The 24,460-nt window shown below is 70.7% G+C and carries 17 protein-coding genes; 4 read left to right on the forward strand and 13 right to left on the reverse strand.

Going from position 1 to position 24,460, the window contains the following annotated elements; genetic code table 11:
- Positions 1-49: 49 nt before the first annotated feature.
- The 6 genes from ACIBHY_RS40045 to ACIBHY_RS40070 all read right to left on the reverse strand — a co-directional run bounded on the left by ACIBHY_RS40045 (position 50) and on the right by ACIBHY_RS40070 (position 7,050).
- The gene (locus ACIBHY_RS40045) at positions 50-451 is read right to left on the reverse strand and encodes a hypothetical protein (protein WP_397309448.1); all 402 of its coding nucleotides are present in this window, start codon (positions 449-451) and stop codon (positions 50-52) included.
- Positions 452-757: 306 nt separating this feature from the next.
- Positions 758-2,185 (reverse strand): ABC transporter ATP-binding protein, encoded by a 1,428-nt coding sequence (locus tag ACIBHY_RS40050; RefSeq protein WP_397309449.1) that lies wholly within the window; start codon positions 2,183-2,185, stop codon positions 758-760.
- Positions 2,182-2,922, reverse strand: coding sequence for an energy-coupling factor transporter transmembrane component T family protein (locus ACIBHY_RS40055; RefSeq protein WP_397309450.1), 741 nt, complete (start codon positions 2,920-2,922; stop codon positions 2,182-2,184). Before ACIBHY_RS40055 ends, ACIBHY_RS40050 begins: the two co-directional genes overlap by 4 nt.
- The gene (locus ACIBHY_RS40060; protein WP_397253998.1) at positions 2,919-3,536 is read right to left on the reverse strand and encodes an MptD family putative ECF transporter S component; all 618 of its coding nucleotides are present in this window, start codon (positions 3,534-3,536) and stop codon (positions 2,919-2,921) included. Before ACIBHY_RS40060 ends, ACIBHY_RS40055 begins: the two co-directional genes overlap by 4 nt.
- On the reverse strand, positions 3,533-5,290 hold the full coding sequence (locus ACIBHY_RS40065) for an ABC transporter ATP-binding protein (RefSeq protein WP_397309451.1): 1,758 nt from the start codon (positions 5,288-5,290) through the stop codon (positions 3,533-3,535). The genes ACIBHY_RS40060 and ACIBHY_RS40065 overlap by 4 nt, the downstream gene beginning before the upstream one ends.
- Complete coding sequence (locus tag ACIBHY_RS40070) at positions 5,290-7,050, reverse strand: ABC transporter ATP-binding protein (RefSeq protein ID WP_397309452.1); 1,761 nt, start codon at positions 7,048-7,050, stop codon at positions 5,290-5,292. Before ACIBHY_RS40070 ends, ACIBHY_RS40065 begins: the two co-directional genes overlap by 1 nt.
- Positions 7,051-7,212: 162 nt before the next feature.
- Between ACIBHY_RS40070 and ACIBHY_RS40075 the strand changes: the two genes are divergently transcribed.
- The gene (locus ACIBHY_RS40075) at positions 7,213-7,851 is read left to right on the forward strand and encodes a TetR/AcrR family transcriptional regulator (RefSeq protein WP_397309453.1); all 639 of its coding nucleotides are present in this window, start codon (positions 7,213-7,215) and stop codon (positions 7,849-7,851) included.
- A 24-nt stretch (positions 7,852-7,875) separates the two neighbouring features.
- Here the strand turns inward: ACIBHY_RS40075 and ACIBHY_RS40080 are convergent, their stop codons facing one another.
- The gene (locus ACIBHY_RS40080; RefSeq protein ID WP_397309454.1) at positions 7,876-8,343 is read right to left on the reverse strand and encodes a DUF1772 domain-containing protein; all 468 of its coding nucleotides are present in this window, start codon (positions 8,341-8,343) and stop codon (positions 7,876-7,878) included.
- Positions 8,344-8,434: 91 nt separating this feature from the next.
- On the opposite strand from ACIBHY_RS40080, the gene ACIBHY_RS40085 reads away from it, so the two are divergent.
- A complete protein-coding gene (locus ACIBHY_RS40085; RefSeq protein ID WP_397254006.1) occupies positions 8,435-9,094 on the forward strand; it encodes a TetR/AcrR family transcriptional regulator in 660 nt (219 codons plus the stop codon).
- A gap of 328 nt (positions 9,095-9,422) precedes the next feature.
- On the opposite strand, the gene ACIBHY_RS40090 is transcribed toward ACIBHY_RS40085, so the two are convergent.
- The 5 genes from ACIBHY_RS40090 to ACIBHY_RS40110 are packed head-to-tail and all read right to left on the reverse strand — an operon-like array spanning position 9,423 to position 16,138.
- Positions 9,423-10,403 carry an MsnO8 family LLM class oxidoreductase gene (locus tag ACIBHY_RS40090; RefSeq protein ID WP_397309455.1) on the reverse strand — a complete coding sequence of 327 codons (981 nt, stop codon included), beginning with the start codon at positions 10,401-10,403 and terminating at the stop codon, positions 9,423-9,425.
- A 3-nt stretch (positions 10,404-10,406) separates the two neighbouring features.
- Positions 10,407-11,618 carry a lanthionine synthetase LanC family protein gene (locus ACIBHY_RS40095; protein WP_397254010.1) on the reverse strand — a complete coding sequence of 404 codons (1,212 nt, stop codon included), beginning with the start codon at positions 11,616-11,618 and terminating at the stop codon, positions 10,407-10,409.
- Positions 11,618-12,895, reverse strand: coding sequence for a lanthionine synthetase C family protein (locus tag ACIBHY_RS40100; RefSeq protein WP_397254012.1), 1,278 nt, complete (start codon positions 12,893-12,895; stop codon positions 11,618-11,620). The genes ACIBHY_RS40095 and ACIBHY_RS40100 overlap by 1 nt, the downstream gene beginning before the upstream one ends.
- Positions 12,882-16,004, reverse strand: a complete 3,123-nt coding sequence (locus tag ACIBHY_RS40105) for a lantibiotic dehydratase (RefSeq protein ID WP_397309456.1) — start codon at positions 16,002-16,004, stop codon at positions 12,882-12,884. Before ACIBHY_RS40105 ends, ACIBHY_RS40100 begins: the two co-directional genes overlap by 14 nt.
- Entirely contained in the window at positions 15,962-16,138 is a 177-nt protein-coding gene (locus ACIBHY_RS40110; protein ID WP_397185248.1) for a hypothetical protein, read from the reverse strand. The genes ACIBHY_RS40105 and ACIBHY_RS40110 overlap by 43 nt, the downstream gene beginning before the upstream one ends.
- Before the next feature lie 291 nt (positions 16,139-16,429).
- On the opposite strand from ACIBHY_RS40110, the gene ACIBHY_RS40115 reads away from it, so the two are divergent.
- Complete coding sequence (locus ACIBHY_RS40115; RefSeq protein WP_397309457.1) at positions 16,430-19,438, forward strand: BTAD domain-containing putative transcriptional regulator; 3,009 nt, start codon at positions 16,430-16,432, stop codon at positions 19,436-19,438.
- A gap of 5 nt (positions 19,439-19,443) precedes the next feature.
- Here the strand turns inward: ACIBHY_RS40115 and ACIBHY_RS40120 are convergent, their stop codons facing one another.
- Positions 19,444-22,383 (reverse strand): BTAD domain-containing putative transcriptional regulator, encoded by a 2,940-nt coding sequence (locus ACIBHY_RS40120; protein WP_397309458.1) that lies wholly within the window; start codon positions 22,381-22,383, stop codon positions 19,444-19,446.
- 479 nt (positions 22,384-22,862) lie between these two features.
- Here ACIBHY_RS40120 and ACIBHY_RS40125 point away from each other — a divergent pair, with 479 nt between their 5' ends.
- Entirely contained in the window at positions 22,863-24,374 is a 1,512-nt protein-coding gene (locus ACIBHY_RS40125; protein WP_397309459.1) for a BTAD domain-containing putative transcriptional regulator, read from the forward strand.
- Positions 24,375-24,460: the final 86 nt, after the last annotated feature.

A 24,460-nucleotide genomic window follows, 5' to 3' on the forward strand; every position in this document is an offset into this window, starting at 1 on the left:
ACGACCTGGCCGGACGGGATTGTCGGCAGCCGCAGTGTTCGAGGACGGCTTACGAAATCGACGCCGCGTTGAGCGCGACGACGAGGCTGGCCGCGGCGAGCATGAACGCGGCGGATGTTCCCACATACCGCTCCGGCTTGCTTCGGGACACCGCATTGGGGATGACGCTGAGCACGGCGAACCCGAACACCGCCCAGGTGCCGATACCCGCGACGGGGTCTGCCACCACGTCGATCCATCCGACACGGTCCACGACCACGACTGCGAACGCGACATAGAGCACCAGCGCGATACCGCTGCCAACCCGCAGTGGTCCCGGTAGGACCCGGTGCCGCCCACCCCATGCCAGGCTCCCCCATGGCGCGCCGCACACGAGGGCCAGTTGCAAGACCGACAGCAGCACGAGGACGACGATGAAGAGGACAACCAGGACAGGCACCAGTTCGTTCATGAGATCGTCCCTCCAGGGGTCGATACGCATCGCCGGGAAGTCACGATATGTCGCGTTGCACTCCAAGTCAAGATATATCGCGATAACTACGGCAACCTACCCCAAGTTCCCGGTCAGGCCGGCTTGCAGCGAGATGGGCCAGGCGAAGCGGCACCCTCTCCTGAGGGGCGGAGCCGGCGCACGCCGTGCACGGCCAACCTCGCCGTGAGCTGGCCCAACGCATACCTCAACAGGCGCATGGCGGGTCCGACCCGACCCCACCGACGCGGATGGCCCGGCCGGCCAGGTGATCGGCACCTTTCTCGCTCACGCTCCACCGAGGGCCCTGAGCCTGAGCTCCTGGTCGGCGGCGAGGGCCAGAAGATCGTCGTCGTGGCTGATGACGAGCACGGTGACGCCTTCGGCCGCGAGCTCGCGCATGATCCGCGCGACGGAGTGCAGGTGACGGCGGTCGACGCCGGAGCTGGGCTCGTCGAACACGACGATCCGGCGAGCGCCGAGCCGGGCCGCGGCGACGACCAGGCGTTGCTGCTGCCCGCCCGAGAGGGACAACGGGTGCCGGTCCCGCAGGGACTCGAGGTCGAGGTCACGCAGGAGGCCGCCGACCTGCGGCGCGCCGGACCCGCTGAGCCTGAGCTCGGCGCTCACGCTGTCGGTGAACAGTTGCCGTTGCACGTCCTGCATGACGATGCCGCTCACACGCTGGCGTTCGGCCCGGCCGAGCCGCCGCCCGTCCAGCGACACCTCGCCCTCGTGTCGTTGCAGGCCGGTCAGTACGCGGGCGAGCGTGCTCTTGCCGGCGCCGTTCTGGCCGGTCACGGCGGTGATCGCGCCGGCCGGCAGGTACGCCTCCTCGATGTCGAGCACCCGGCGGCCGCGGAAGGCGCACCGGACGCCGCGCAGGGTCACGCCTGCCCCCGAGTGCCGCGCCGAAGGCGTGCCCGGGTCGACGCTGGGGCCCCGGGCGAAGACGCGGGGTGCCTCCGGACGCCGGACGGGGTCGAGGGAACGCAACCCTTCGGCCGCCAGGGTGTCGTCGTCGAGGGCGGCGAACTCCGCACCCCGCCACTGCGCGTCGACGCGGCCCCCGCGCAGGGCGACGACGCGGTCGGCGACGCCGCGCAGGAAGTGCAGGCGGTGCTCGGCGATGACGATGGTCGCGCCGCTCGCGCGGAGCCGGGCCAGCGTGGCCGTGAAGCGTTCGACCGCGGCGGCGGACAGGTTCGAGGTGGGCTCGTCGAACAGCAGCAACGACGGACCGTGGGCGGCCGCGGCGGCACAGGCCACCTGCTGTTGCTGTCCTCCTGACAGGTTCTGCAGCCTGCGTCCGGCGAAAGGGCGCAGGTGGTGTTCTGCGGCGGCCGCGCTGACGCGTTCCCCGATTCGCTCCGCGGGCTCGCCGAAGTTCTCCATCGCGAAGGCGAGTTCGGCCTCGCACTCGTCGGTGAAGAACTGGCGCCGGGGATGCTGGAGCACGGTGCCGGTGCGGCGGCCGAGCTGGTCGAGCGTCAGGTCGGCGACGGCCTGCCCGTCGAGGTGCACGGCGCCGTCGAGCTCGCCGTCGTGGAAGTGCGGAACGAGGCCGTTCATGAGCCTGAGCGCGGTGCTCTTGCCCGACCCGCTGGGCCCGCACAGCACGACCGTCTCTCCGCGCCGCACGTGCAGGGTGAGGCCGTCGAGCGTGGGGCTTGTCGCGCAGGCGTAGGTCCAGCGCACCCCGTCGATCCGGATCACCACAGGACCGTGGCCGTGCCCAGCGCCAGGGCGACGAGAACGGCCGCGCCGTCGGCGGCGGCGAGCCGTGGCGGGCGCATCGAGCTGGGGCGGGAAGGCGAGCCGAGCCCGCGCAGAAGCGCCGAGGCGGACAGGTCCTCGGCCACGCGCAGGCTCGAGGCGATGAGCGGGACCGTGAAGCGTTCGATGCCGAGCACGGGGTGGCGCAGCATGCCACGCCATCCGCCTATCCCCCGCAGCCGCATGGCGTCGTACACGGCGCGGGCCTCGGCGAAGATCGTCGGCAGGAACCGCAGCATCACGGCCGCGGAGACGGTGATCGCCCTCGGCACCCGGGCGGCGCGCAGCGCCGCCGTCAGCTCCGTGGGAGAGGTCGTGGAGATCAGGTGCAGGGCCACGCCGCCGATGGCGACGAAGCGGACCAGGTACGCGGCCAGGGTCGCGACCATGCCGACCGCCGGATGCGGGAGGAGCACCGGCAGCAGGTGGGCGACGGCTCCGATGGCGGCGGCACCGGCCGGCAGGGCGAGCGCGCGTACCCAGGCACCCTCGTTGAGCGCGAGTAGCACGCCGAGGACGAGCGCGGCGGGCACGAACGCGGCGCCCTGCGGGGCCATGACCACCAGGCTCGTCGCGAGCACGAGCAGCGCTTTGGTCCGCGGGTCCAGCCGCAGCAGCGGGCTCGGGCGAGCCGCCGTCGTGGCGCGCCCGCGCGACGCCATGGCGCCGGTGCTCACGCCAGGCCCGCCTTCTCGAAGTGCTTACGGGTCAGCCGCAGGCCGAGCAGCCCGCCGAGCAGGCCGAAGACGATCGTGGAGACGTCGAAGGCGAGCAGGACCGGCGGGGAGAGCAGCGTCCGCATCTGGCTGACGAAGTCGGCGCCCATCGCCTGCATCGAAGGGCCGGCGAAGTAGGCGTCGCGGTCGTAGAAGATGGGCATCATCGGCCCGGCGTACCAGGCGGAGTAGACGGCGTAGGCGAGCACGCTCAGGCGGCGTGAGGCGTACCGGCCGACCCAGATGATCAGCTCCGCGGCCAGCGCGCAGCCGATGGTGATCACGAAGCTGATCAGCGGATGCCCGGTGAGCATGAGGAACCCACCGGTGATGATCGCGAAGACCGTGACCATGCCCGCGTGCCGTACCCGGGTGAGGAACAGCATGAAAGGGACTCCGGCGGCCACGATGCTCGCGACGAGGGCGGCCAGCATGACGGCCGGGTTGAGGAAGCCCAGCATGTTGATCGCGAACACGACGGCGAGGTAGAGGGCGCCGAAGACGCCGATGTTGATGAGGTCTCTCGGGCTCATGCGCGGGTCGAGACGGCGCTCGGGCGAAGTGGTCGTGGTCACGGTGTTCCCTTCGAGGCGAGTTGCCAGCCGCGGGCGCGTACCCGCTCGTTCCAGAAGCGGGCGTAGGTGCCTCCCGCGGCGAGGAGCGTGTCGTGGTCGCCCTGCTCGGTGATCTTTCCTCGGTCGAGGACGAGGATGCGGTCGGCGGCGACCACGGTGGACAGACGGTGGGCGACGACGATGACGGTGCGGTCGCGGGCCAGTTCGGTGATGGCGTCGGCGACGGCGGCCTCGTTGGCCGCGTCGAGGGCGGCCGTGGCCTCGTCCAGGAGCACGACGGGAGCGTCCTTGAGCAGAGCGCGGGCGATCGATACTCGCTGCTTCTCCCCGCCGGACAGGGTCGAGCCCGCCTCACCGACCCGGGTGTGCCAGCCGTCGGGGAGACGTTCGACGACCTCGTCGAGCCGCGCGATGGCGGCCACGCGGCCGAGGTCGGCGTCGCTCGCGTCCGGCGCGGCCATGCGGAGGTTGTCGGCGATGGTGCCCTCGAACAGGTAGACGTCCTGGAACACCTGTGCCGTCAGCCGGGACACGCCCGCGCTCCCGAGCTCGCGGACGTCCCGCCCGCCGATGGCGACCGTGCCCGAGTCGACGTCGAAGAAGCGGCCGATGAGCTTCAGCAGCGTGCTCTTGCCCGCGCCGGACGGCCCCACGATGGCGGTGAAGCTCCCCGGCGGGATCGTCACGTCGACGCCGTCCAGGACGACCGGGCCGTCCTCATAGCCGAAGCGGACCCCGCTCAGCTCGATGCCGGAGCCCGCGGGCTCGGCGGGGCGCTCCGGCTCGGGCAGCGGTGGCACCGCCAGCAGCGCGCGGACGCGCCCGATGGCGTCGGCGTTGACCTGTACGTGCCCGGCCAGCTCGCCGAGCTGGGTGATCGGATCCAGCATGCGCAGGGTGACGATCAGTACGCCGATCATGACCGGAAGCGCGATGGTGCTCTGCAGGGTGAGTGCGACCGCGAGCGCGATGACGGCCGTGACCACGAGTTGCAGGGTGCCGAAGAACACGATCAGCCCCCACGCGCCGCGGATCGTCAGCCGGGACTGCGATCCTTCCTGACGGATCAGGGACTCCTCCAGCGTGCCCATCTCCGGCCGGTCGAGCACACCGTAGGCGCGCAGGACCGGCTGCTGGCGGGCGTACTCGACGATGCGGGAGGACGTCGCGCCGATGTCGTGCTCGTAGTCGTCGTCGTTACGGCGGACGATCACCATGAGCAGCCGCAGCGCCAGGGCGCACACCACCGCGCCGACGGTGAAGGCCAGGCCGATCCGCCAGTCGAGCAGGTAGCTGCCGATGATCATGACCGTGGGCGCGGTCACGCCGACGACGACATGCCTCAGCAGGTGGGCGGGGATGTTGGCCACGTCCATGGTGCCCTTGCCGAGGATGCGCCCGACCGGTCCGGTACGGTCGCCGCCGAACCAGCCGATCGGGAGCGTGGCCAGGTGGTTGCCGATGCGCTCGTGGAAGCTGGTGAGCACGTCCGTGCCGACGAGGTAGCCCAGCGAGGTGCTCTTGGCCAGCAGCACGTGATGGACGCCGACCGCGGCGGCGATCGCGCCCAGCCAGAGCCAGAACCGGCTCCAGTCCACGGGCGGGCTCGTCAGGGTGGCGACGAGGGGCGCCACGAAGAGGAAGCCCAGTCCCTGCAGGACTCCCTGCGCCGCCTGGGCCATGAGCATGACCCGCAGATGCCGTCTGCCCTTCTCGTCCAGCACCTCGGACAGGTATCGGATCATGGTGATCATCAGCGCGTCTCCGTTCCGGCCACGATGTCCTCGCGCGTGCGCTGGTCGTGCTCCCACAGGCGCGCGTAGAGCCCGTCGAGAGCCAGCAGTTCCTCGTGCCGTCCCCGCTCCGCCACCCGGCCGCCGTCCAGCACGACGATCCGGTCGGCGCCGCGGACGGTGCTCAGACGATGGGCGATGACCAGCACGGTGCGGTCGCGGGCGACCTCGCTCAGCGCGTCCTGGATGCGGGCCTCGTTCTCCGGGTCGGCGCTCGCGGTCGCCTCGTCCAGCACCAGCACCGGCCGGTCGGCGAGGATCGCGCGGGCGATGCACACCCGCTGCCGTTCGCCGCCGGACAACTCGGCGTCCTCGCCGGCCACCGAGTCGAGTCCGCGGGGCAGTTCGTCGAGGCGGTCCAGAATCTGTGCTTGGGCGGCGGCGGCGCGAACGGCCGCGTCGTCGGCGTCCGGGCGGGCCAGGCGGATGTTGTCCCTGATGCTCATGCGCAGCAGGGCCGCGTCCTGGAAGACGAAGGCCACGTGGCGGTACAGCTCGGCGGGGTCGATGTCACGCAGGCCGACGCCGTAGAGCTCGACCGAGCCCTCCTGCGGGTCGTCGAAGCGGGGCAGCAGCTTGGCCAGCGTGGACTTGCCGGATCCGGACGGGCCGACCAGCGCGGTCACCGTGCCGCGTTCGAGGTCGAGGTCGACTCCGTCCAGCGCCACGGTGTCGCCGTAGGTGAAACGGACCCCGCGCATCCTGACCACGGGGCCGGGCGTGTCCTGGTCGGGCACGACCGGGCGGGCCGGGACGGGCAGTTCGGGGCCGGAGAGCACGTCGCGGATGCGCCGGGCCACGCTCATGGCCGTGACCAATGGATGGATCGACATCATGACCGTCATCAAGCCCGCGGTGGTGACCGTACCGAACACCAGGAAGGCGATGAAGCTCTCGACCGGCAACTGACCCGCCGCGGTGAGCGCGCCTCCCGCGCTCGCCATGACGACGAGCACGCTGGGCGGCGACAGGAGGATCTCCGCGATGACGCCCGCGGAGCTCGTCGAGCGGGCCCAGTCCAGGAAGAACCGCGCGAAGCTCCGCGAGACCTCCTGGAAGCGGCTGCTGGCGGCGCCGGGCACGCCGAACGCCTTCACGACGCCGATGCCGTTGACGAACTCGACCGCGGCGCCGTTGAGGCGGGTCAGCCACTCCATGAACTCCGGGTACTTCGTGCCCGCGTCGGCCATCGCCCGCTGGTAGACGACCAGCCCGACCACCATGGGCAGCAGGCCGACCAGGGCCATGCGCCAGTCGACGACCACGAGGTACACGATCGCCACCACCGGCGGGACCGCAGCCGCGGTGACCTCCACCACGGAGTGCGCAATGAGCTGGTGAAGCGCCGCCACGTCGTCCTCGACGGTCTTCTTCACCGTTCCGGAGTTGCGATCGGTGAACCAGCCGAGGGGGAGCCTGCGCAACTTGCCCAGCAGGGCGCGGCGGATGCCGAAGGAGACCCGGATGTCGGCCAGATGTGTCAGAACGCCCGCGCCGAAGGTGCCGAGCTGCTTGACCGCCAGCGCCACGAGCGCGACCACGATGATCGGCCACACGTCCGTGTCCCCGCGCAGCAGGCGCCGGCTGATCTCCACCACGGCCACCAGAGGCGCCATGCCGGCGAGCGCGCTGACCGCGGTCAGGAGACCGCAGCCGATCAGTGTGGCGCGTGCCGGAGCCAGCACCGATGGCGCCCGCTGCGCCGTTGACATCAAGGACATCCCCACACCTTTCTCATCAAGCCGGACAGCGAGAGAGTAACGATAATCATTTTCGAGCGCTAGAGCGTCTCGCTCCGCGAACTCTTGCGTACTTAGTACACTAAAGCAAGGGTAGCCTTACTTCAGGATCGGCAGTAGGCTCGCGCCACTACAGTGGAGGGAGTGATCGCCCGTTCGAGTGCCAGCCGACGCCGCCAGTTCCTCACCCGCGAGGTGGTGGTGGCCGCCGGGCGCCGGGTGGCCGAGTCCGAGGGCATCGAAGGGCTGACCATCCGCCGGGTCGCCGCCGAACTGGGCGCGGCGCCGATGGCGATATACCGGCATGTCGAGGACAAGCGCGCACTGATCCTCGCCCTGCTGGACGACGTGGCGAAAGGGCTGCCGCCGCTACCCGGCGACGAGGGCACGCCGCAGGAGCGCCTGGTCACCGCGTTCGCCGGGCTGGACGCCTATCTCGCGCGGCATGTGTGGGTCGTCGAGATCCTGCGTCAGGGCGAATGGTTCGCTCCGCGGGCCACCTTGATGTTCACCTGGGCCCTGGACCGGTTCGGCGACCTCGGCCTCGACGACCACCGCGCCACCGACGCCTACCTCCAGCTCTGGTGGTACGTTCTCGGCCACCTGAGCTACCTGCCCGCCGCCACCCCCGAACGACGCGGTTCTCGCGAGGAACTGCTGGCGTCCGCGGCGGAGGATCCGGAACGCATCCACCGCGTGTTCCGCGCCTTCGATCACGAGACCGCCTTCCTGACCGGGCTCCGCGCTCTGGTGGACGCCCTCGCCCGTCCCGGCCGCGACTGATCCGATCGCCGGGACCTCCGGCACTCAGCCGCGGTCGAAGGTCTGGGCGATGACCAGGCAGGCGAACGCCGCCAACGCGAGTGCGCTACGGACGAGGTGCAGGCCCAGCCACCGCCGGCGGCTCTCTTCCCAGCCGTCGGGCAGGAGGTCGGGGTCCCAGCCGTCCACGACCCGGTTGAGGGAATCCAGGCCCGTCAAGGTGAGGACCACGGCGAGGATCACCATGATCAGGGCCGCCGCGACGAGGCCGAAGGCGAACCATCCGCGGCGCCACGACCAGGCCGCCACGACGACCAGGGCAGCGATGCCGGCCAGCATCAGCGGTGGCATGGCCCGGCCGTAGTCGGTGTTGAGCGCCTGCCAATACCGGACGTACGCGGGTCCCGGCAGGCGCGCCACGGACGGAGCGAGCACCACGAACACCACGCCGCCCGCGTACAGGCCGACCAGCAGCAGCGCGATCACCCTGGACGCGGCGTACACCGAGGACACGGCACACCCTCCCCTGTCACAAGTTAACTAGACGCACACATTTTCATTAGATGCTTATACAGTCAATATGTCTCTGGAATCATGGTGCGCGATGACTGAGCAGAGCAAGCGCCGCCCGTACACCAGCGCCCTACGCCAGGAGCAGGCCGAGGCCACGCGGCGGAAGATCGCGGACGCGGCGCGGAAACTGATGATCGGAAAGGGCTACGCCGACACGACCATGGCCGAGGTCGCCCGCGAGGCCGGCGTGGCACTCCAGACGCTGTACACGTCCTCCCCCGGCGGCAAACCCGCCCTGGCCAAGCTCGTCTACGACATCACCCTGGCCGGCGACGCCCGCCCCCTGCCACAGAGCGGCCGCCCCGAGATCCAGGCGATCATCGACGAGCCGGACCCCGTGCGCAAGCTGGCCGGATACGCCACGATGGCCACCGGCATCCTCCGGCGCGTCCAGCCCGTGCACCGCGTCCTGCGCGCGGCGGCCGCCGCCGCCCCAGCCGACGCGGGACTCCAGGAAGTCCTCGCCGACATCGAACACGAAAGGCTGAAGGGCAGCCACGCACCGGCCCGCCACCTGCACGAGCTCGGCGCCCTGCGGCCGGGCCTCACACCCGCCGGAGCAGCCGCGCAGATCTACGTCCTCACCTCGACGGAGAACTTCGAGAAACTGACCGAGGTCTGCGGGTGGACCGAGACCGCGTACGAGGAATGGCTCGCCAGGATCCTCGCGACCACCCTGCTCCACCCCTGACAAGCGCGCACCGGCCACCCGCCCCGGCTCGCGTCGTACGCGGGCCGGAGGTGAAGGCGGCGTCCTGGCACGGGCGCTCGATGGTGAGGGCGGCGCCGTCGCCGGTGGCCGTGAACGTGGCGGTGGCGGTCTGGCCGGGGGCAATCTCCAGCCGATAGGTCCCGGCGATGAGGCGGCTCATCAGGCGAGGTCCGGTCAGAGCCGGGGGCAGCATAGCTCGGGAAAGGGCGGCGCTGATCTCCGTCCAGGCCAAACTCTGGTGATCTTCCCTGCTCCGCGGGACGAGTGCGTCCCCATCGGTCAAGGTCGGGTGGTTGCTCGCGTCCTATCAGGGCGGCGGTCCCTGCCCGGCCGCGGCGAGCGCGACCGCGTAGCTGTTCATCCTGGCCTGGTCGTCGACGATCGTCGCGAGCCCCATCACCTCGTCGACACCCGCGGCGGCCAGGCGGCGCAGACCCTCCCGTGCCTCATCCGGCCCGCCGACGAGCTGAGCCGCCGCGTATTCCGCACCGGCGCGGCGCTCCTCTTCCGTCAGGTCGTCGCACATCCCCGGAACCGGCCGGCGCAGGCCCGCCGTACCGCCGCGAGAGGCGTCGACGGTCATGCGGAGCACGGCGTCGTAGAGACGCGCCCCCTCCCGCGCGGTGTCGGCGAGCACCAGGGTCACCGACGCGATCACGTGCGGTTCGCCGTGGCCGGGCTCGAAGCACTCGCGATACCTGGCGATCGCCGGTTCGAGCGGCGCGCCGCCGAGGTGGTGGGCGAGCGCCAAGCCGAGCCCGAGCCGCCCGGCCAGCTCGGCCGTCGCCGGGCTCCCGCCCAGCACGTACATGGCCGGAGCGTGGTCCAGCCGCGGGGTGACGCCCGCCGAGTTCCGAAGCAGTGATCGGACCTCGACCAGCCGGCTCTCGAACTCGTCGCGGTCCAGTGGCCGGCCCTGCCGGAGCATCCGGGCCGTGTCGGGATCCGTGCCGGACGCGCGTCCCATCCCCAGGTCGATGCGGCCGGGGAACAGCGCCTCAAGCGTCGCGAACTGCTCGGCCACGGCCAGCGGCGCATGGTTGTTCAGCATGACCCCGCCGGAGCCCACCCTGATCCGTGAGGTCGCGGCCGCGATGCGGCTCACCAGGACCGCGGGGGACGACGACGAGATCACGGCGCTGCTGTGGTGCTCGGCCACCCACAACCGGTGCGCCCCCAGGCGGTCGAGCCGCCTCGCGTCCTCGACGACCGCGCGCAGCGCCTGCCCGGCGTCGCGCCCCTCCCAGGCAACGGCCAGTTCGAGCGCCGAAATCTTGATCGAAGTCACGTGTCACAGTCCCATCGCTCGAACCCAGCCCGACCGGCCCGACGAGAACGCGAGCCCGAGCGCCACACCGGTCGTGCCGTACATCACACCGGGGTCGTCGACGGCCAGGCCCGACGACTCGACGTTCCTGAAGCCCAGCGGAGCGGCCTCGTCGAACCGCTCGACCAGCAGGTCCGTCAGCGCGTCCGCGAGCTGAACGACCTCCGCCCGGCCCGTGTCCCGCGCGAACTCCCGCGCGATCACGAGCAGGCCGGCCACTCCGTGGCACAGTCCGGGGGTGGACGGCCAGGACGACCGGTCCTCCGCCAGCCGCGCCATGACGTCCATGGCCAGCTCGCACGGCTGCGCCGTTCCGGTGGCCGTGCCGGCCAGCCACAGCGACCGCGCGATGCCCGCGCTGCCCGTGCACCACCAGCTCAACGACGAGGCCGGCACCTGACCGCACGCCCGGTGACCGCGGTCGAACAGCACGGCCCTCGGCCACAGCAGGGTGTCCGTCCGCTGCGCCATCAGCCAGGACGTCGCGGCGCGGAGGGTGTCCAGCGTGGGCCCGGCCTCGCCGTCCGCCAAGGCCAGCCGGGCCCGCGTCGCTATCAGGCCCGCCACCCCGTGGGCCATGCCGCACCGCACCGAGGTCGCGACGCGCGCGGGGAAACCGTCCTCGGCGGCGACCGGGACGGCGAGCGGGTGGGCGCCGGACAGCCGCAGGGAGCGATCGCACGCCTCCCGCACCGCGAGCCTGGCCTGCCTGTCCCCCGCGCCGGCGTTCAGGTAGACCCCGTGCCCCGCCAGCCCCGACAGCAGATCGAACGGCCCCGCCCCGGCGGCCGCCGCCGCGCCGATGGCGGGCACGAGCCGCCGCGCGAGCTGAGCCGCCAGCGTGGTGTACGAACCCTCCTCCGCCAAGGTGGCGGTGACGAAACCGAACCCGGTGGCGCCGTCGAACAAGCCCAGGCCCCGCTCGGCGGCCAGCCCCGCCACGCCGTACCTCAGATGCTCGTGGGCGCGACGCGCCCAGACGTCACCGCCGCCCGCGCGGTGCGCCTGCGCGCACAGCATCGCGAGCCCCGCGCCGCCGAAACCCCAGCCGGAGGGCGTCCACCGCACGGTCGCGGCGAACCTCGACGTCGCGGCGTAGGAGTCCAAGGCCGACCGCAGCGTCTCGTCGCTGTGGAGGCGCCGCGCGAGTTCCCACAGCACGTCGCGGCCGTCCATCAGCCCAGCATCAGCACGTCGCGCCACGGCGTCGAGGACATCCCGCCCTGGCTGTAGGCGTACAGGATCGCGGCGGTGCCGGCCGCGCCCGTGAGGAAGGTCGCGTCGTCCACGTCCGGGCTCGCCGGGGCGTGCGGGTAGCGGTACAGGAACGGCAGTTCGTCGTCCTGATGCGCGACGATCCGGTCGATCACGCCGTCGAGGCGCGCCTCGATCTCCGGACTGGGCCCGCCGTCGCGCAGCGACATCAGAATGGCGGCGATCCCCGCCCAGCCGTGGCAGATGCCCATGTCCGTCACTGCCTTGGCGGCCAGCGAGTCGCAGGCCCGCACGAGCGCCTGCCGTCCCAGCGCGCCGAGTTCGTCGCGGCCCAGTGCGCGCCCCGCGACGCAGAGCGCGGCCGCGACTCCGGGGGTGCCGTAGCACCAGGCCATGCGGTCGAGCATCGCGGAGTGCCCGGCCGCCTCCTCCGACGGCCACACGGCGGTCGGCCAGCCGTCCGTCGCCGCTCGCCCGCGCCAGCCGGCCAGCCACGTGGCGGCCGTGCCGATCGCCTCGTCGAGCCGGGGAACCCGGACTCCCTCCAGCTTGGCGACCGCGAGCATCGACATCGCCCCCGCCACCCCGTGCGCCATCCCGAGATCGAGGAGCCGGTTCTCGCCGGGATCGTGCCCGCCGTCGAGGAGCGCCGGGTTTCCTCCCACCAGCCAGGGCGGCAGGCCGTCCGCGCGCGGAACCGGCGGGCACAGAAACCTGGCCAGCCCGGTCACGGCCGCGACGGTCTCCGGCCCGTCCGCGCCGTCGCGGGCCAGGAGGAAGCGCGCCAGACCGGACAATCCCTCGATCACGTCGTAGTGCAGGAAGGTGCGCTCGTCATCCTGCTTTCCGAGTACGGCCGCGCGTTCACGAGCCATCGAGACCGCGTCCGCGGTGCAGGTCGCGAGGACCCGAGCGCAGTCACCGGGCCGCCTGGCGATGGCCGCCGCCGCATACCCCAGCCCGGCCAGCCCCTCGTACAGCCCCGACCCGTACGCGCCGTGCGACCGAAGCTCGCCCGCGGCCGCACTCACGTGCGCACGGGCCGCGGGCAGATACGCGTCACCGAACCCCGCCAGCGCCAGCGCCACACCGGCGTGACCACCGGCCAAAGAGAACCCGGTCCACGTCACGAAGCCGTCGCCCTGGGACCGGCGCGCCACCGCGGCGACCTCCCGGGGGTCGGCGAGCCGTTCCGCCAGCCGCACCGCCGTCGCCCGCGCCGCCTCAGCCCGCGACATCGGACATCCTCAGCTTCAGGCCGGCGCCCAAGGCGTGCTTGGCGAGATGGCGCGCCAGCACCAGCCCTTCGTCCTCGTCGCCGCGGCTGCGCGTCATGTTCACCAGGCGGTTGAAGTGCATGTGCGCGAGCGCCAGCCCGATGTCGGCCGCCACCCGGGGATCGCCGAGCCGGCGGACGCGCTCGCCGTAGTCGAGCCCGGCCGCCCGGAGCGCGCCGAGGATCCTCGCCGGCTCCGGCGGCGGCGCGTGCAGAACCGCCTCGATGCGGCTCCTGACCTCACGCCGCCGCTTCGTCTCGGCGCCCTGCGGCAAGTGCGCGACCAGCCATGACGCCTCCTCGCCGGGGGCGATCAGCTCGGCGATCGTCAGGATGGCGAGGACCCCGATCTCGGACCTCGTCAGGCCGCCCAGTTCCCGTTCGGGTGCGGACAGCAGGTCGAGCACCGCGCGGCTGTCGGCGCAGAACAGGCGCTCGGCGGCGGGCATCAGGCCGGGGCCGCCGTAGCGGGTGAACTCCGGCGCGTACGTGTCGACGAGGAAGTGCGCGGCCTGTCCGTGCTCGCACATCGCCCGCAGGTGCCGCTCGGCCAGCCTGCGGACCTCGGCCGCTCCGTCGAGATCGGGGCAGTGGATCCGGAGGCGCAGGTGGGGGGCGGCGTCGCCGTACCGGATGAAGAACCAGCGGTCGACTTCGCCGGGCAGTTCGTCGATCAGGTGGCGCACCGGTCCGCGCAGCACCGAGTCGTGCAGATCCGCCGAGACGTAGATCTTCGCGTAGTACCAGTGCCCGCCGGGCCGGTGCACGTCCGGCTGGTGCCGCACGGTGACCAGGGGACGGCCGGTCGACGGCGAGGGTGCCGTGGGGCGCAGCGGCAGATAGATCTCGTGGGCCCGGCCGTCGCACCAGCCCAGGTTCTCGGCGAGGCTCTCCCGGTTCTCGTAGATCAGGGCGCCGGGGCGGCGGCAGTGCCAGGCGAGGAGGTCGCGGTGCGAGGCCACGTCGAGGTCCAGTGCGATGCGCTGGTCCCCCATCGCCAGCTGAACCGCGCTCGGCACCCGCATCCGCTCCCGCCACTCGCCGATCACCCGATCACGCTCCGGCGCCTTCGCCAGGCCGGCGGGCGGCGTCCACTGCGCCTTGGCCAGGGTGGTGCGGCCGTGGGTAACGCGCGGCAGGTACGGAAACTCCTCGAACGGTCCCCAGCTCCAGTTCCATACGGTCCGCTCGCGGTCGGGCGCGAACTCCCGCAGAAACCGCACGACGTTGTTCGTGGCGTGCGGGTTCAGCATCGTGTACGCCCGCGGAACCACCTCGTCCCCGGTCTCCATCGAGACCAGGCGCAATCTCTCATGATCGGCGCAGACGCCGAGGCCGGCCAGATCGACCACCCCGGGCTCGGTGGGATCGTGGAAGGTGCCGACGTGAATGGTCCGGTCGAAGACCGCCGCGTGCCGGGCGACGTTCGTGGCGCGGATCGACGGAACATGGAACGAGACGTGCGCCGCGCTCTCCATGTGCCCGAGCGTCTCCGTCACGGCCGCACGATCCAGCAGGTGGAAGAACCGCCCGAACCCGGTCAGCAGCTGCGTCGCCCCCAGGTACGGCGCCCAGATGAGCTCGAAGTCACCCTCGTCCAGGGCCGCCGTGGATCCCGCGAGCAGGTGGAACCCGAACTCGTACGGCAGCCCGGCGGAAGGGGCGTCCCCGGGCCGCATGGCCCGCAGATCGTCTTCGGTGAGGCGCAACTCCTCAGCGCCCGACATCCACGCGTCCTGCAGACGTGCCCGCAGATGGCGCGAACGGGCCTCATCGGCGTCGATCACCGTCTGCGGCCGCAGCTCCCCTTCCTGCCGCCGCGGGCTGACCGGCCGTTCGTAGGTGGCGGGTGCCCCGATCCCCCGCTCCGCGTCCAGCGCGATGGTGAGCGGCACGACCGTGGCCATGCCGTACCTCGCCACGAAATCGTGGTAGTAGCCACGCAGGTGCGCCGCCATGCGCGGCACCGGGTTCGCCCGGTGGGCCGCGTCGGCCGCACGTTCCGCCTCCCGCGCCACCTCGCGCGAGATGACGACGTCGGCGTCGAGTCTCAGCTCCGCCTGCAGGTACGCGTGATCCACCACGACCAGGTCCGCCATCCGCAGTTCGACGCCCCGAAGCAGCGGCACCCGATCCCCGGCGGGCGCCGAGGGGTAGCCCGCCAGCGACTCGGCCAGCTCGGCCAGCCGTTCGCGCCGGCGTTTCGCCCCTGGGTGGCGGTCGAGTACGGCCAGCACGTGGTCGAGGATCGCCGGCTCGTGGAAGGGCGGGAACAGGTCGCTGACCAGGAACTCCTGCCGCAGCAACGTGGCGACGAACGCCCTGGCGCCGTCGGCCGTGGCAGAGGGCAGCTCGGCGAGCAGGCCCTGGATCAGGTCGGTGGCGGGGATCGGTGTCCGGGTGCGGTTCAGGACGTAGGCCAGGGCGGGCGTCAGCCGTACCGACGACTCGGCGGGATGCGAGTCCGGCACGGGGTGGAACTCCTGGGGATGGGGGTTGACCCAGCGGTCCCCGCGCCGGAAGCCGAGGTTACCGCGCACCACCGTCAGGCATTCGAGCACGTCGGGCTCGCTCTCCCAGTCGGCCAGCAGGGTGATGAGCCACCCCCAGTCGGGCCGGGCCCAGCGCAGATGGTCCGCGCCGAACCGGGCGGCCGCGGGCTCGCCCGGCCCGGCCACGCGGGCCATCGCCACACCGGCCATGGTGCCGAACGGCGTCGGCCGGCCGCTCATGCGCAGCAGGTAGCCGGCCATGGACCGGAACAGGCGCACCAGTTCCTTGTGACCCGGCTGCCCGCCTTGCGAGAGCCGGTCCATCGACCGGTACAGCGAGGCGCTGGCCAGCAGGATCGCCTCCGGCACCGCCGGGATCGCCCACCACTCGCGCAACCGGGCGAGAAGCGGGCCGGCGGAGCCGGGATCGGTGACCTCGACGTCGAGGTGGGTGCGGACGGCCTCGCCGACCGGCAGCGTGGTGGCGCGCACGAAGCACACCGGCCCGGCGACGTACGGTTCGTGGGCCAAGGAGATCAGCAGGCGCAGGGCACGCCGGTCCGGCCGGTGCAGGACCACGCGCAGGTGTAGGTCAGGACGAAGGAGTTGAGACCGCAGTAGTTCGTCACCCCGGCCTGCGGGGCTCGCACACCCTCGCCGGCGATGAGGTCGATGTCGAGGTCGAAGATGTCTTCGGTCGTCGGTGTGGACATGGCGCACCCTCCAGATCGTTTCCCCGTTCGAACTCAGCATGGCCGACCCGCGTTGTAGGAACGTTGTGGCCACGTTGCGCCCCCGGTCCCGGCGGATTGCGGTGACCGGTGGGGGACGGACTCGGCCCGGGAGCACGGACCGATCCGGCGCGGCTTCGACGCCGGCATGGCCGGCCGCCTGCCCCGTGATCAATTCCGGGGCGATGTCGAGCACAGCCCCTATAACATCCCGGGAGAGGCTCTTCGCGTTCAGCCGGTCCCGGTTGACGTGTGGGATACGGAGTGGAGTCGATGTCATTCGGCCAGGTCGCCCGGCAGCGACGACGTGCTCTGGGACTGTCGCAGAAGGACGTGGCCGCACGCGCCGGAGTGAGCCCCCGTGCCCTGCGAGGGATCGAGCTGGGCCGTGTGGCCCGCCCCCGGCACGAGACGGTGATGAGGATCGCCGCCGTGCTGGGCCTGGGCGATCAGGCGATCCACGCCGGCCTGTCCATCGCCGTGCTGGGGCCGATGGAGGTCTCCAACGGCGGTGAGACCGTCAACGTGGCCTCGCTGAAGCAGCGCCTTCTGCTGGGGCTGCTGGCGATCCACCCCAACCAGGCGGTAGGACTCGGCAGGATCGCGGAAACACTGTGGGAGGACGGAGCCCCGGCCAAGTGGCGGGGACTGGTGCACACCTACGTGGCGCGGGTGCGGAGCGTGGTGGAGCCGGACGCGCTCCTTACTCATACGCACCATGGATATACGTTGCGCGTAGCCGCCACCGCATTGGATTCGCTGCGATTCGATGAGCTCACCGAGCGGGGTCTGTCCTGCGACGATCCGGATGAGACGGTGGCCTTGCTGACCGAGGCGCTCAGCCTGTGGCGCGGGCCCGTACTGGCGGATCTTCCTTCGGCGTTGTCGGAGGATCCGGCCACGGTGAGGATGTGCGATCGGCGGGCGGCGGCCGCGCTGCGGCTCGCGGATGTGAGCCTGGAACGCGGCGAGTTCGAGGCGGCGGTGTCCGCGCTCCAGCCCGTGGCCGCGGCGGTTCCGCTGCACGAAGGAGTCCATGCGCGCCTGATGCTGGCGATGGCGGGACAGGGCAGACAGGCCGACGCACTCGCGTTGTTCACCCGGATCCGCGATCGTCTCTCGGCCGATCTGGGAGTAGATCCGGGCCCCGAGCTGACGCAGGCCCATCTGCGGGTGCTGCGGCAGGAGATTCCGGCCTCACGTCCCGGACTCGCCTCGACGTCACCCCGGGTGACACCGGCGGAACTGCCGGCCGACGTGGCGGGGTTCGTGGGCCGCGCCGATGAGAGCGCACGGCTGCGGGACCTGCTCCTCAGCGGCTCCGGATCGGTGCCGGCGATCAGTGGGGGCGGCGGAGTCGGCAAGTCCGCCCTGGCCGTCCATGTGGCCTGGCGACTGGCCGGCCACTTCCCTGACGGCCAGCTCTACATGGACCTGCGAGGGACCACCCCGGACGTCAGACCTGTCGATCCGCACGACGCGCTCAGCTACTTCCTTCGCTCCCTCGGCGTGAAGAACATCCCGCGCGTCACCGAGGAGGCGGCCGCCCGCTTCCGCTCTCTGGCGGCTGAGCGGCGCCTGCTCATCCTGCTCGACAACGCCTCCGACGCCGAGCAGGTACGGCTCCTGCTCCCGGGTGCTCCTTCCTGCGGCGTGCTCATCACCAGCCGGCGAATCCTGCCCGGCCTCGGCGCCGTCCAAGAACACCTCGACGTGCTCGCCGAGACCCACGCGATCGACCTTCTCCGCAACCTGCTCGGCGAGGGCCGGATGGACGCCGAACCCGATGCGGCGCGGGAGTTGGTACGGCTGTGCGGTGGCCTGCCGCTGGCATTACGGATCGTCGCGGCCCGGCTGGCCGCCCGCCCCGCCTGGACCCTGAGCTCCATAGTCGAGCGTCTGCACCAGCGGCGCCTCGATCAGCTTCACGCAGGCGATCTCGACCTGGACGTGACGTTCAGGATCAGCTACGGCGACCTCGACGCCACCCACGCCCGCGCCTTCCGGCTCTGTGCCCTGCCCGACGCGCCCGACATCGACGCCGCTGCCGCCGCGGTCGTGCTCGACACGCCCGAAGAACGGGCCGAGGAAGTGCTCAAGAACCTGGTCGACCTCAACCTGCTCGAATCCCGCGCCCCGGGCCGATACCGCTACCACGACCTGCTGCGTCTGTTCGCGCGTGCCCGAGCCGACCAGGAGGACGCGCCGGATCAGCGAGCCGCCGCGTTGCGCCGGCTCCTCGACCTCTACGCCGCGACCACCAGGAACGCGGTGAACACGGTGGACGCCAACTGGGGCTGGCCGGAAAAGCTTCTCAACACTCACAGCCCCGGACTCCGGTTCCAGGACTCGGCGGCGGCGACCGCGTGGCTGCACGAACAGGCGCCGCATGTGCTGGCGGCCATCACCCAGACCACGGAGATCGCGGAAGAGGCCATCGGGATCGCCGCCGACCTCACCTACAGTCTGCAATGGCTGATCCGGGCGGGAATCAGCTGGAACGCGATCGCTCACGCCGCACACACGGTCGTTGAGGCCGGCGAGAACACCGGGGATCACCGCAGCGAGGCCATGGCCAGGGTCCTGCTCGGCGAACTCGCCTACTCCCGATCGGAGCCGCCCACCGCCGCCAGGCACTGCGACCGCGCCATCAAACTGGCGCAGGCCACGGGGGACGGCACGCTGCTCGCGGAAGTACGCCACCTGCGGGCGATGCTGTTCATCGTCCAGAGGTGTCCGCAGTCGGCCATTCGCCCCTTGCGCGAAGCGGCTGCTCAGTTCGCCAAGCTCGGACGCCTTCGCGGTGAGGCCAACGCCCTTCTAGATCTCGTCGAGGCTCTTGACCAGGCCGGGCGAAGCGCCGAAGCCGGGGCCACTTTGGAGCAGGTCCACGCCCTCACAGAAGGGCGCGACGACCCCGGCATCACGGCCAACCTCGCCAAGGCCCACGGAATTCTCCTGCGCAGAAAGGGCCGGTACGCCGAGGCCGTGGAGGCGTTCGGCAAGACCTTGGCCTTCGACACCGCCACCGGCAGGAGCCGAGGAAGGTCCAACATCCTCTTCGAGATCGCCCATACGTGTTTCCTGGCCGGCGAGGACGGCGAGGCGATCAAACATGCCACGCGGAGTCTGGCGATCGTCCGGGAAATCGGCGATGCCTTCAACACGGCACGCGCGCTGACCGTCCTGGGCAACGTGCACATGCGTCAGGGAGAGGTCGGCAGGGGACGGACCGAACTCGAAGAAGCGCGCGAGATCTTCACCCGGCTCGGCGTTGTGTAACCCCATCAAGCGTGGCCGCCAGGTGGGGTGGAGTCGATCGGGGTGAGCCCCAGTTGCCGGAGGATGTCGGCTGACTTGCGCCAGTTGACTTCCGCCTCCTGCTGCCGGCCGAGGTCGCGCAGTGCCAAGCCCAGTCGCCAGTGGCTCTCCGCTTCCGCGTAGGTGTTCACCAGCCCCTCGCGACGGCTGAGCGTGATCGCCTTCTCGAAGTGGGCGGCGGCCTGCCGCGCGTCGCCGGCCAGCCGATGGGCCTCGGCGAGATCGCCGACCGCGCACACCCTGGCACGAGTGCCGTGTTCCTCGGCCAGGACCACGGCGCGGGTCAGGGTTTCGATGGCGTCGTCGAGCCGGCCCAGCTGGGTGTAGGCGGCGCCCAGATTGGTGAGGTTGAAGGCCTCACCGACCGGATCGTCCTGCTCCCGGTTGAGGGCGAGCGCGAGCCGAAAACAGGCGATCGCCTCGTCGAGCCGTCCCACCCTCTGATGAACGCCGGCCAGCCCCACCAGGGCGTGCGGCTTCAAGTGGTCCAGGTCGTGCTCGCCGATCAGCGACAACGCGCGGGTCAGGTGTTGCCCGGCCGCGTCGAGCAGGCCGAGCCGATGCTGTGCCCAGGCGAGATCGGTGCGTGCGTACGCCTCCAGCCGGCCGTCCTCCGACCTGAGAGCCGCGTCCAGCGCGATCTCGCCCAGCGAGAGCAGATCGCGCCATCGGCCCTGGTCATAGAACGAGAACGACAACGCCGTGGCCAGCGCGACAGCGAGTTCATGCTCGCCCATGCGACCGGCCTGCCCGACGGCGGCGATGAGGTTGGCGGAGTCGGTGTTGATCCACGTGTTGACGTCCGCGTTGCTCTTCAGCGAGAGCCGGCGTACGCCTCGGGTGGCCGGCCCGACTTCCTGACGCCACGGCTGACCGAGCCCGGCCAGTTCGCTGGCCGCCCGTGCCGTGGCCAGATACAGATGCAGTGCCCGTAGTACCGACTCCTTCCGAGCCGGCGGGCGATCGTCGTCCGCCCCACGCTCCAGTGCGAAGAGCCGCAGCAGGTCGTGCATCCGATAGCGGTCCGCCGCGTGCGCTTCGACCAGATGCCTGTCCAGCAGCACCTCAAGCAGGGTGCCGGCCGTGTCCGTATCGAGATCGGCGAGGGACGCGGCCACCTCCAAGCTCACATCGGGGCCGTCGAGCAACGCCAGCGACCGGAACATCGCGGCCGCTTCGGCATCGAGATCGCGGTAGCTGCACAGGAAGCTGGCGCGGACCTCGAGATCGTCCACCCGTAGCACGTTGAGCCGGGAATGTTCGGCCGCCAGATTGTCGGCCAGGCCACGCAGCGGCCAGGCGGGGCGAGCGGCCAGACGTGCCGCGACGATGCGGACCGCCAGCGGAAGCCGGCCACACAGCAGCACCAGGTCGGCCGCCGCCCGGGGATCGGCCTCGACCCGGCCGGCGCCCACCAGGCGAACCAGGACGTTCACGGCCTCGCCCTCGGACAGTACGTCGAGCTCGCGATGAGCGGCGCTGTCCAGCGCGGTCAACGTCCGGCGGCTGGTGACCAGCACCCCGCAACCGGCGCCTCCCGGCAGAAGCGGCCGAACCTGCGCCGCGTCGCGCGCGTCGTCAAGGACGAGCAGCATCCGTTTGCCGGCGACGAGCGACCGGAACCGCCGCGCCGCTTCGTCGTCGGTCACCGGAATCGCCGAATCGGACACCTTGAGCGAACGCAGGAGTGCGCCCAGCGCCTCGCCCGCCGTCAGCGGCGCCTTACCCGGGACTGCTCCCCGCAGGTTCAGATAGAGCTGTCCATCGGGAAAGTCCCGCGCGACCCGGTGTCCGACATGGATCGCCAGCGCGGTCTTTCCCACACCCGCGGCTCCGGTGATCGTGGCCACTCCGCCGTGGGCCAGCAGCTCACACAGCTCATCCCCCTCTGCCGTACGTCCGACGAAGGAGGCGGCCTCAGCGGGCGATTCCGCCAGCGCCAAGGGAACGGCCACTCCGCACCCCGGCATATCCTGAGGCAGCACCCGGATTCGTGCCTCCCGAAGCTCCCATCCCGGTTCGAGCCCCATTTCGGCCAGCCGTTCATGGATGTGCGCGTAGGTGGTCGACGCGGCGGCCTGCCGCCCGTCACCGGCCAGAGCGAGAATCAACCGCGCGTGCACTCCTTCGTGCAAAGGCTGTTCCCGCGCCAAACCTTCCAGTACGCCTACCGCCTGCCCAGGCCGGCCCAGCGCTATGACCGCGTCCGCGAATGCCAGAGCGGCCCTCAGCCGATCGTGGGTCAACTCGTCGATCGCGGCTTGATGCGGACGCAGCCGGTCGGCCAATCCGTCGAGCACCTGCCCCCGCCACAGGTCCAGCGCCTGCCGTAACCGTTGGGCCATGCCCTCGAGATCGCCCGTGCGCCGGCAGCGCAGCGCGTCGTCAAAAGCCCTGGAGAACCGCATGACGTCCATGTGCTCGTCGTCGACATGGAGCGCGTACCCACCACGGGCGGTGAGGATGGCGGTTTCCGACCCCAATGCGTTTCGGAGCCGGGCCACATAGGTGTGAATGAGGCTCTGCCACGATCTGGGTGCGGAATCGTCCCACAGGACCGTGGCGATGCCGTCGAGAGTGGCGACGCGGCCAGGCCGAAGAGCCAGCAACCCGAGAAGCCTCCGCTGTTTCTCGGCTTCGATGGCGACCGGCTCGCCGTTCCTGTACACCCGTAGAGGTCCGAGTATGTGGATGCTGAGCTCAGCTGTCTGGGACAGCACAGAAGCGCTCTCTCCGAGTACCGCCGTCAATTTCCGCAGGGTTTCCGGATGGGGATGGGCGACCGAGCCGTTCTCGATCGCACGTATCGTACGGACGCTCACGCCGGCCTTCGACGCGAGTTCACGCTGGGAGAGCCTCTGCTTGACCCGCTCAGCTCTGAGGCTTTCACCCGATGAAGTCTTCATGATCACCTAGTCCCCCGAGGACCGGCAGACGATCCAGCACGCGATGCCAAGGCTATGAGTATGGACCGGCACATTCCTGTACCGCCCTGCAATCGCTCAGCCTGGGGCTTTGCCGAGGAAGAGGCAGTTTCCGGGGAGGCCGGGTCTCCGTCCGGGCCGTTGGTCCGCCGCGGCACCGGGTTCTGCCGGTCAGGCGGCGGAACCCGGTGGCTGGCCTGGGATTTCTCCGGCCGGGCTGCGGTACAGGACCGTGCCATCGGCCGTGAATACGCTCGTGTGGTGCAGGCAGCCGGCACGAGCGGCATCTGGATTGCCGACAGGCCCGAGCACTCCCCCGGGACGAGATCGCCGAGGCGGCGCCTGGCTGCTGAACGAACGGGCCGGGTGATTCACCGCGCCAGAATCTCGTTCTCCATTTTTCACCCGGAGCGGCAGAGGGGCCTGCCGCGATGTTCGCAGGAAGACATGGAGGGGGCAGCGTGCACATTGAATTCGGGGTGCTCGGGGAGCTTTGTGCGTCCGTGGATGGGAAAGAGGTCGATCTCGGCCCGGCCCGGCAGCAATCCGTGCTCGCCGCGCTCCTGGCGGACGCCAATCACACGGTCTCCCTGGGTCAGCTTGCGGACCGAGTCTGGGGTCAGGATCCGCCCGAGCACATGGCGGCAACGGTGCGTAGCTATCTTTCCCGGCTCCGTGCGGTGCTGCCGACCGAGGAGTGGGCCATTGAGAGCCGTTCCGGTGGCTATGTCGTACGCGTCGAAGAGATGGCAGTGGACCTGCACAGATTTCGCGGGCTTCTCGGACGTGCCCGTGCCGTGAGCGGCGAAGAGGATCAGGTGCTGTTGTATCAGCAGGCGCTCGGTCTGTGGCGGGGTGAGGCGTTCGCCAACCTGGACAGCACGTGGCTGAATCAGCTCAGAAACGCACTGCAGGCCGAACGTCTCGCGGCAGCGCTGGACTACCACGACATACAGTTGCGGCGCGGCGAGCACATCATGCTGCTCCCCGGCCTCCTGGCCCTGATCACCGACCATCCATTGGATGAGCGACTGGCCGGGCAGTTGATACTCGCGCTCTATCGCAGTGGCCGCCAGGCCGAGGCGTACTTTCACTACGAGAACATTCGCCGGAAACTGGCTGACGAGCTGGGCATCGATCCCAGCCCGCGCCTGCGGCAGCTCTATCAGAACATGCTCGCAGGAGAGCCCTTCGACGGCTGGATGCCACAGAAAGCCCAGATCGACACAACCGGCTCCGTGATTCCTCAGCAGCTTCCGGCGAACATCAGAAGGTTCATCGGCCGCCAGTCAGAGCTACGGCGATTGAACACTCTGCTTGCCGGAAGAAGGCAGGCGGAGGTGGTCGTCATTTCGGGATCCGCCGGCATCGGGAAGACGTCGCTGGTCGTCCACTGGGCGCATGCGATTCGCGATGAATTTCCGGACGGTCAGATATATCTGGACCTCCGGGCGTTCGCAGCGTCCAGCCCGACCACGGTACGCGGATTGTTGCAAACGCTGGGTGTGCCGTCGTGGCGGATACCTGCGGAGCTCGACGCGCAGATCGGGATGTATCGCAGCCTGCTGGCGACCAAGAAGGTGCTGATCGTGCTGGATGACGCCAGTGACTCCGCACCGACACGCTCACTCCTGGCCGGCGCGCCGGGGTCCCTGACCCTGGTCACCAGCAGGAATCGGCTGATCGATCTCGTGGCGGCGACCGATGCCCACCTGCTGTTGCTGGAGCCGTTCACGAGAGAAGAGGCTCGGCAAATGCTGAACCATCGTCTCGGCGCGGACAGAGTCGTGGCGGAATCCATGGCCGCGGACAAGCTCGTCGAATGGAGCGCGGGACTCCCGCAGGGGCTCGCGGCGGTGACCGCCTGCGCCCTCGCATATCCCCATCTCCGGCTCGCCGATCTCACTGACCGGCTGAACAGATCCGGGCCTGGACACGCACCGACCACGCGAGCCTTGAGAACGAGCGCCTAGCGATCTTGGCTGCCGGCCCGAGGACGTCGAAGGCGAGCCAGCGGATCGGCCCGTCGTGGCGACGTCCGGGGCGAGGGGCAGGACGT

This window comes from Nonomuraea sp. NPDC050547 (assembly GCF_044457345.1).
GTDB lineage: Bacteria > Actinomycetota > Actinomycetes > Streptosporangiales > Streptosporangiaceae > Nonomuraea.

Excerpts from the sequence above, each read along its gene's own strand:
- ACIBHY_RS40045 (WP_397309448.1), bottom strand. The coding sequence starts at position 451 with ATGAACGAACTGGTGCCTGTCCTGGTTGTCCTCTTCATCGTCGTCCTC.
- ACIBHY_RS40065 (WP_397309451.1), bottom strand. The coding sequence starts at position 5,290 with ATGATCACCATGATCCGATACCTGTCCGAGGTGCTGGACGAGAAGGGC.
- ACIBHY_RS40070 (WP_397309452.1), bottom strand. The coding sequence starts at position 7,050 with ATGTCCTTGATGTCAACGGCGCAGCGGGCGCCATCGGTGCTGGCTCCG.
- ACIBHY_RS40085 (WP_397254006.1), top strand. The coding sequence starts at position 8,435 with ATGACTGAGCAGAGCAAGCGCCGCCCGTACACCAGCGCCCTACGCCAG.
- ACIBHY_RS40095 (WP_397254010.1), bottom strand. The coding sequence starts at position 11,618 with ATGGACGGCCGCGACGTGCTGTGGGAACTCGCGCGGCGCCTCCACAGC.
- ACIBHY_RS40100 (WP_397254012.1), bottom strand. The coding sequence starts at position 12,895 with ATGTCGCGGGCTGAGGCGGCGCGGGCGACGGCGGTGCGGCTGGCGGAA.
- ACIBHY_RS40110 (WP_397185248.1), bottom strand. The coding sequence starts at position 16,138 with ATGTCCACACCGACGACCGAAGACATCTTCGACCTCGACATCGACCTC.
- ACIBHY_RS40115 (WP_397309457.1), top strand. The coding sequence starts at position 16,430 with ATGTCATTCGGCCAGGTCGCCCGGCAGCGACGACGTGCTCTGGGACTG.
- ACIBHY_RS40120 (WP_397309458.1), bottom strand. The coding sequence starts at position 22,383 with ATGAAGACTTCATCGGGTGAAAGCCTCAGAGCTGAGCGGGTCAAGCAG.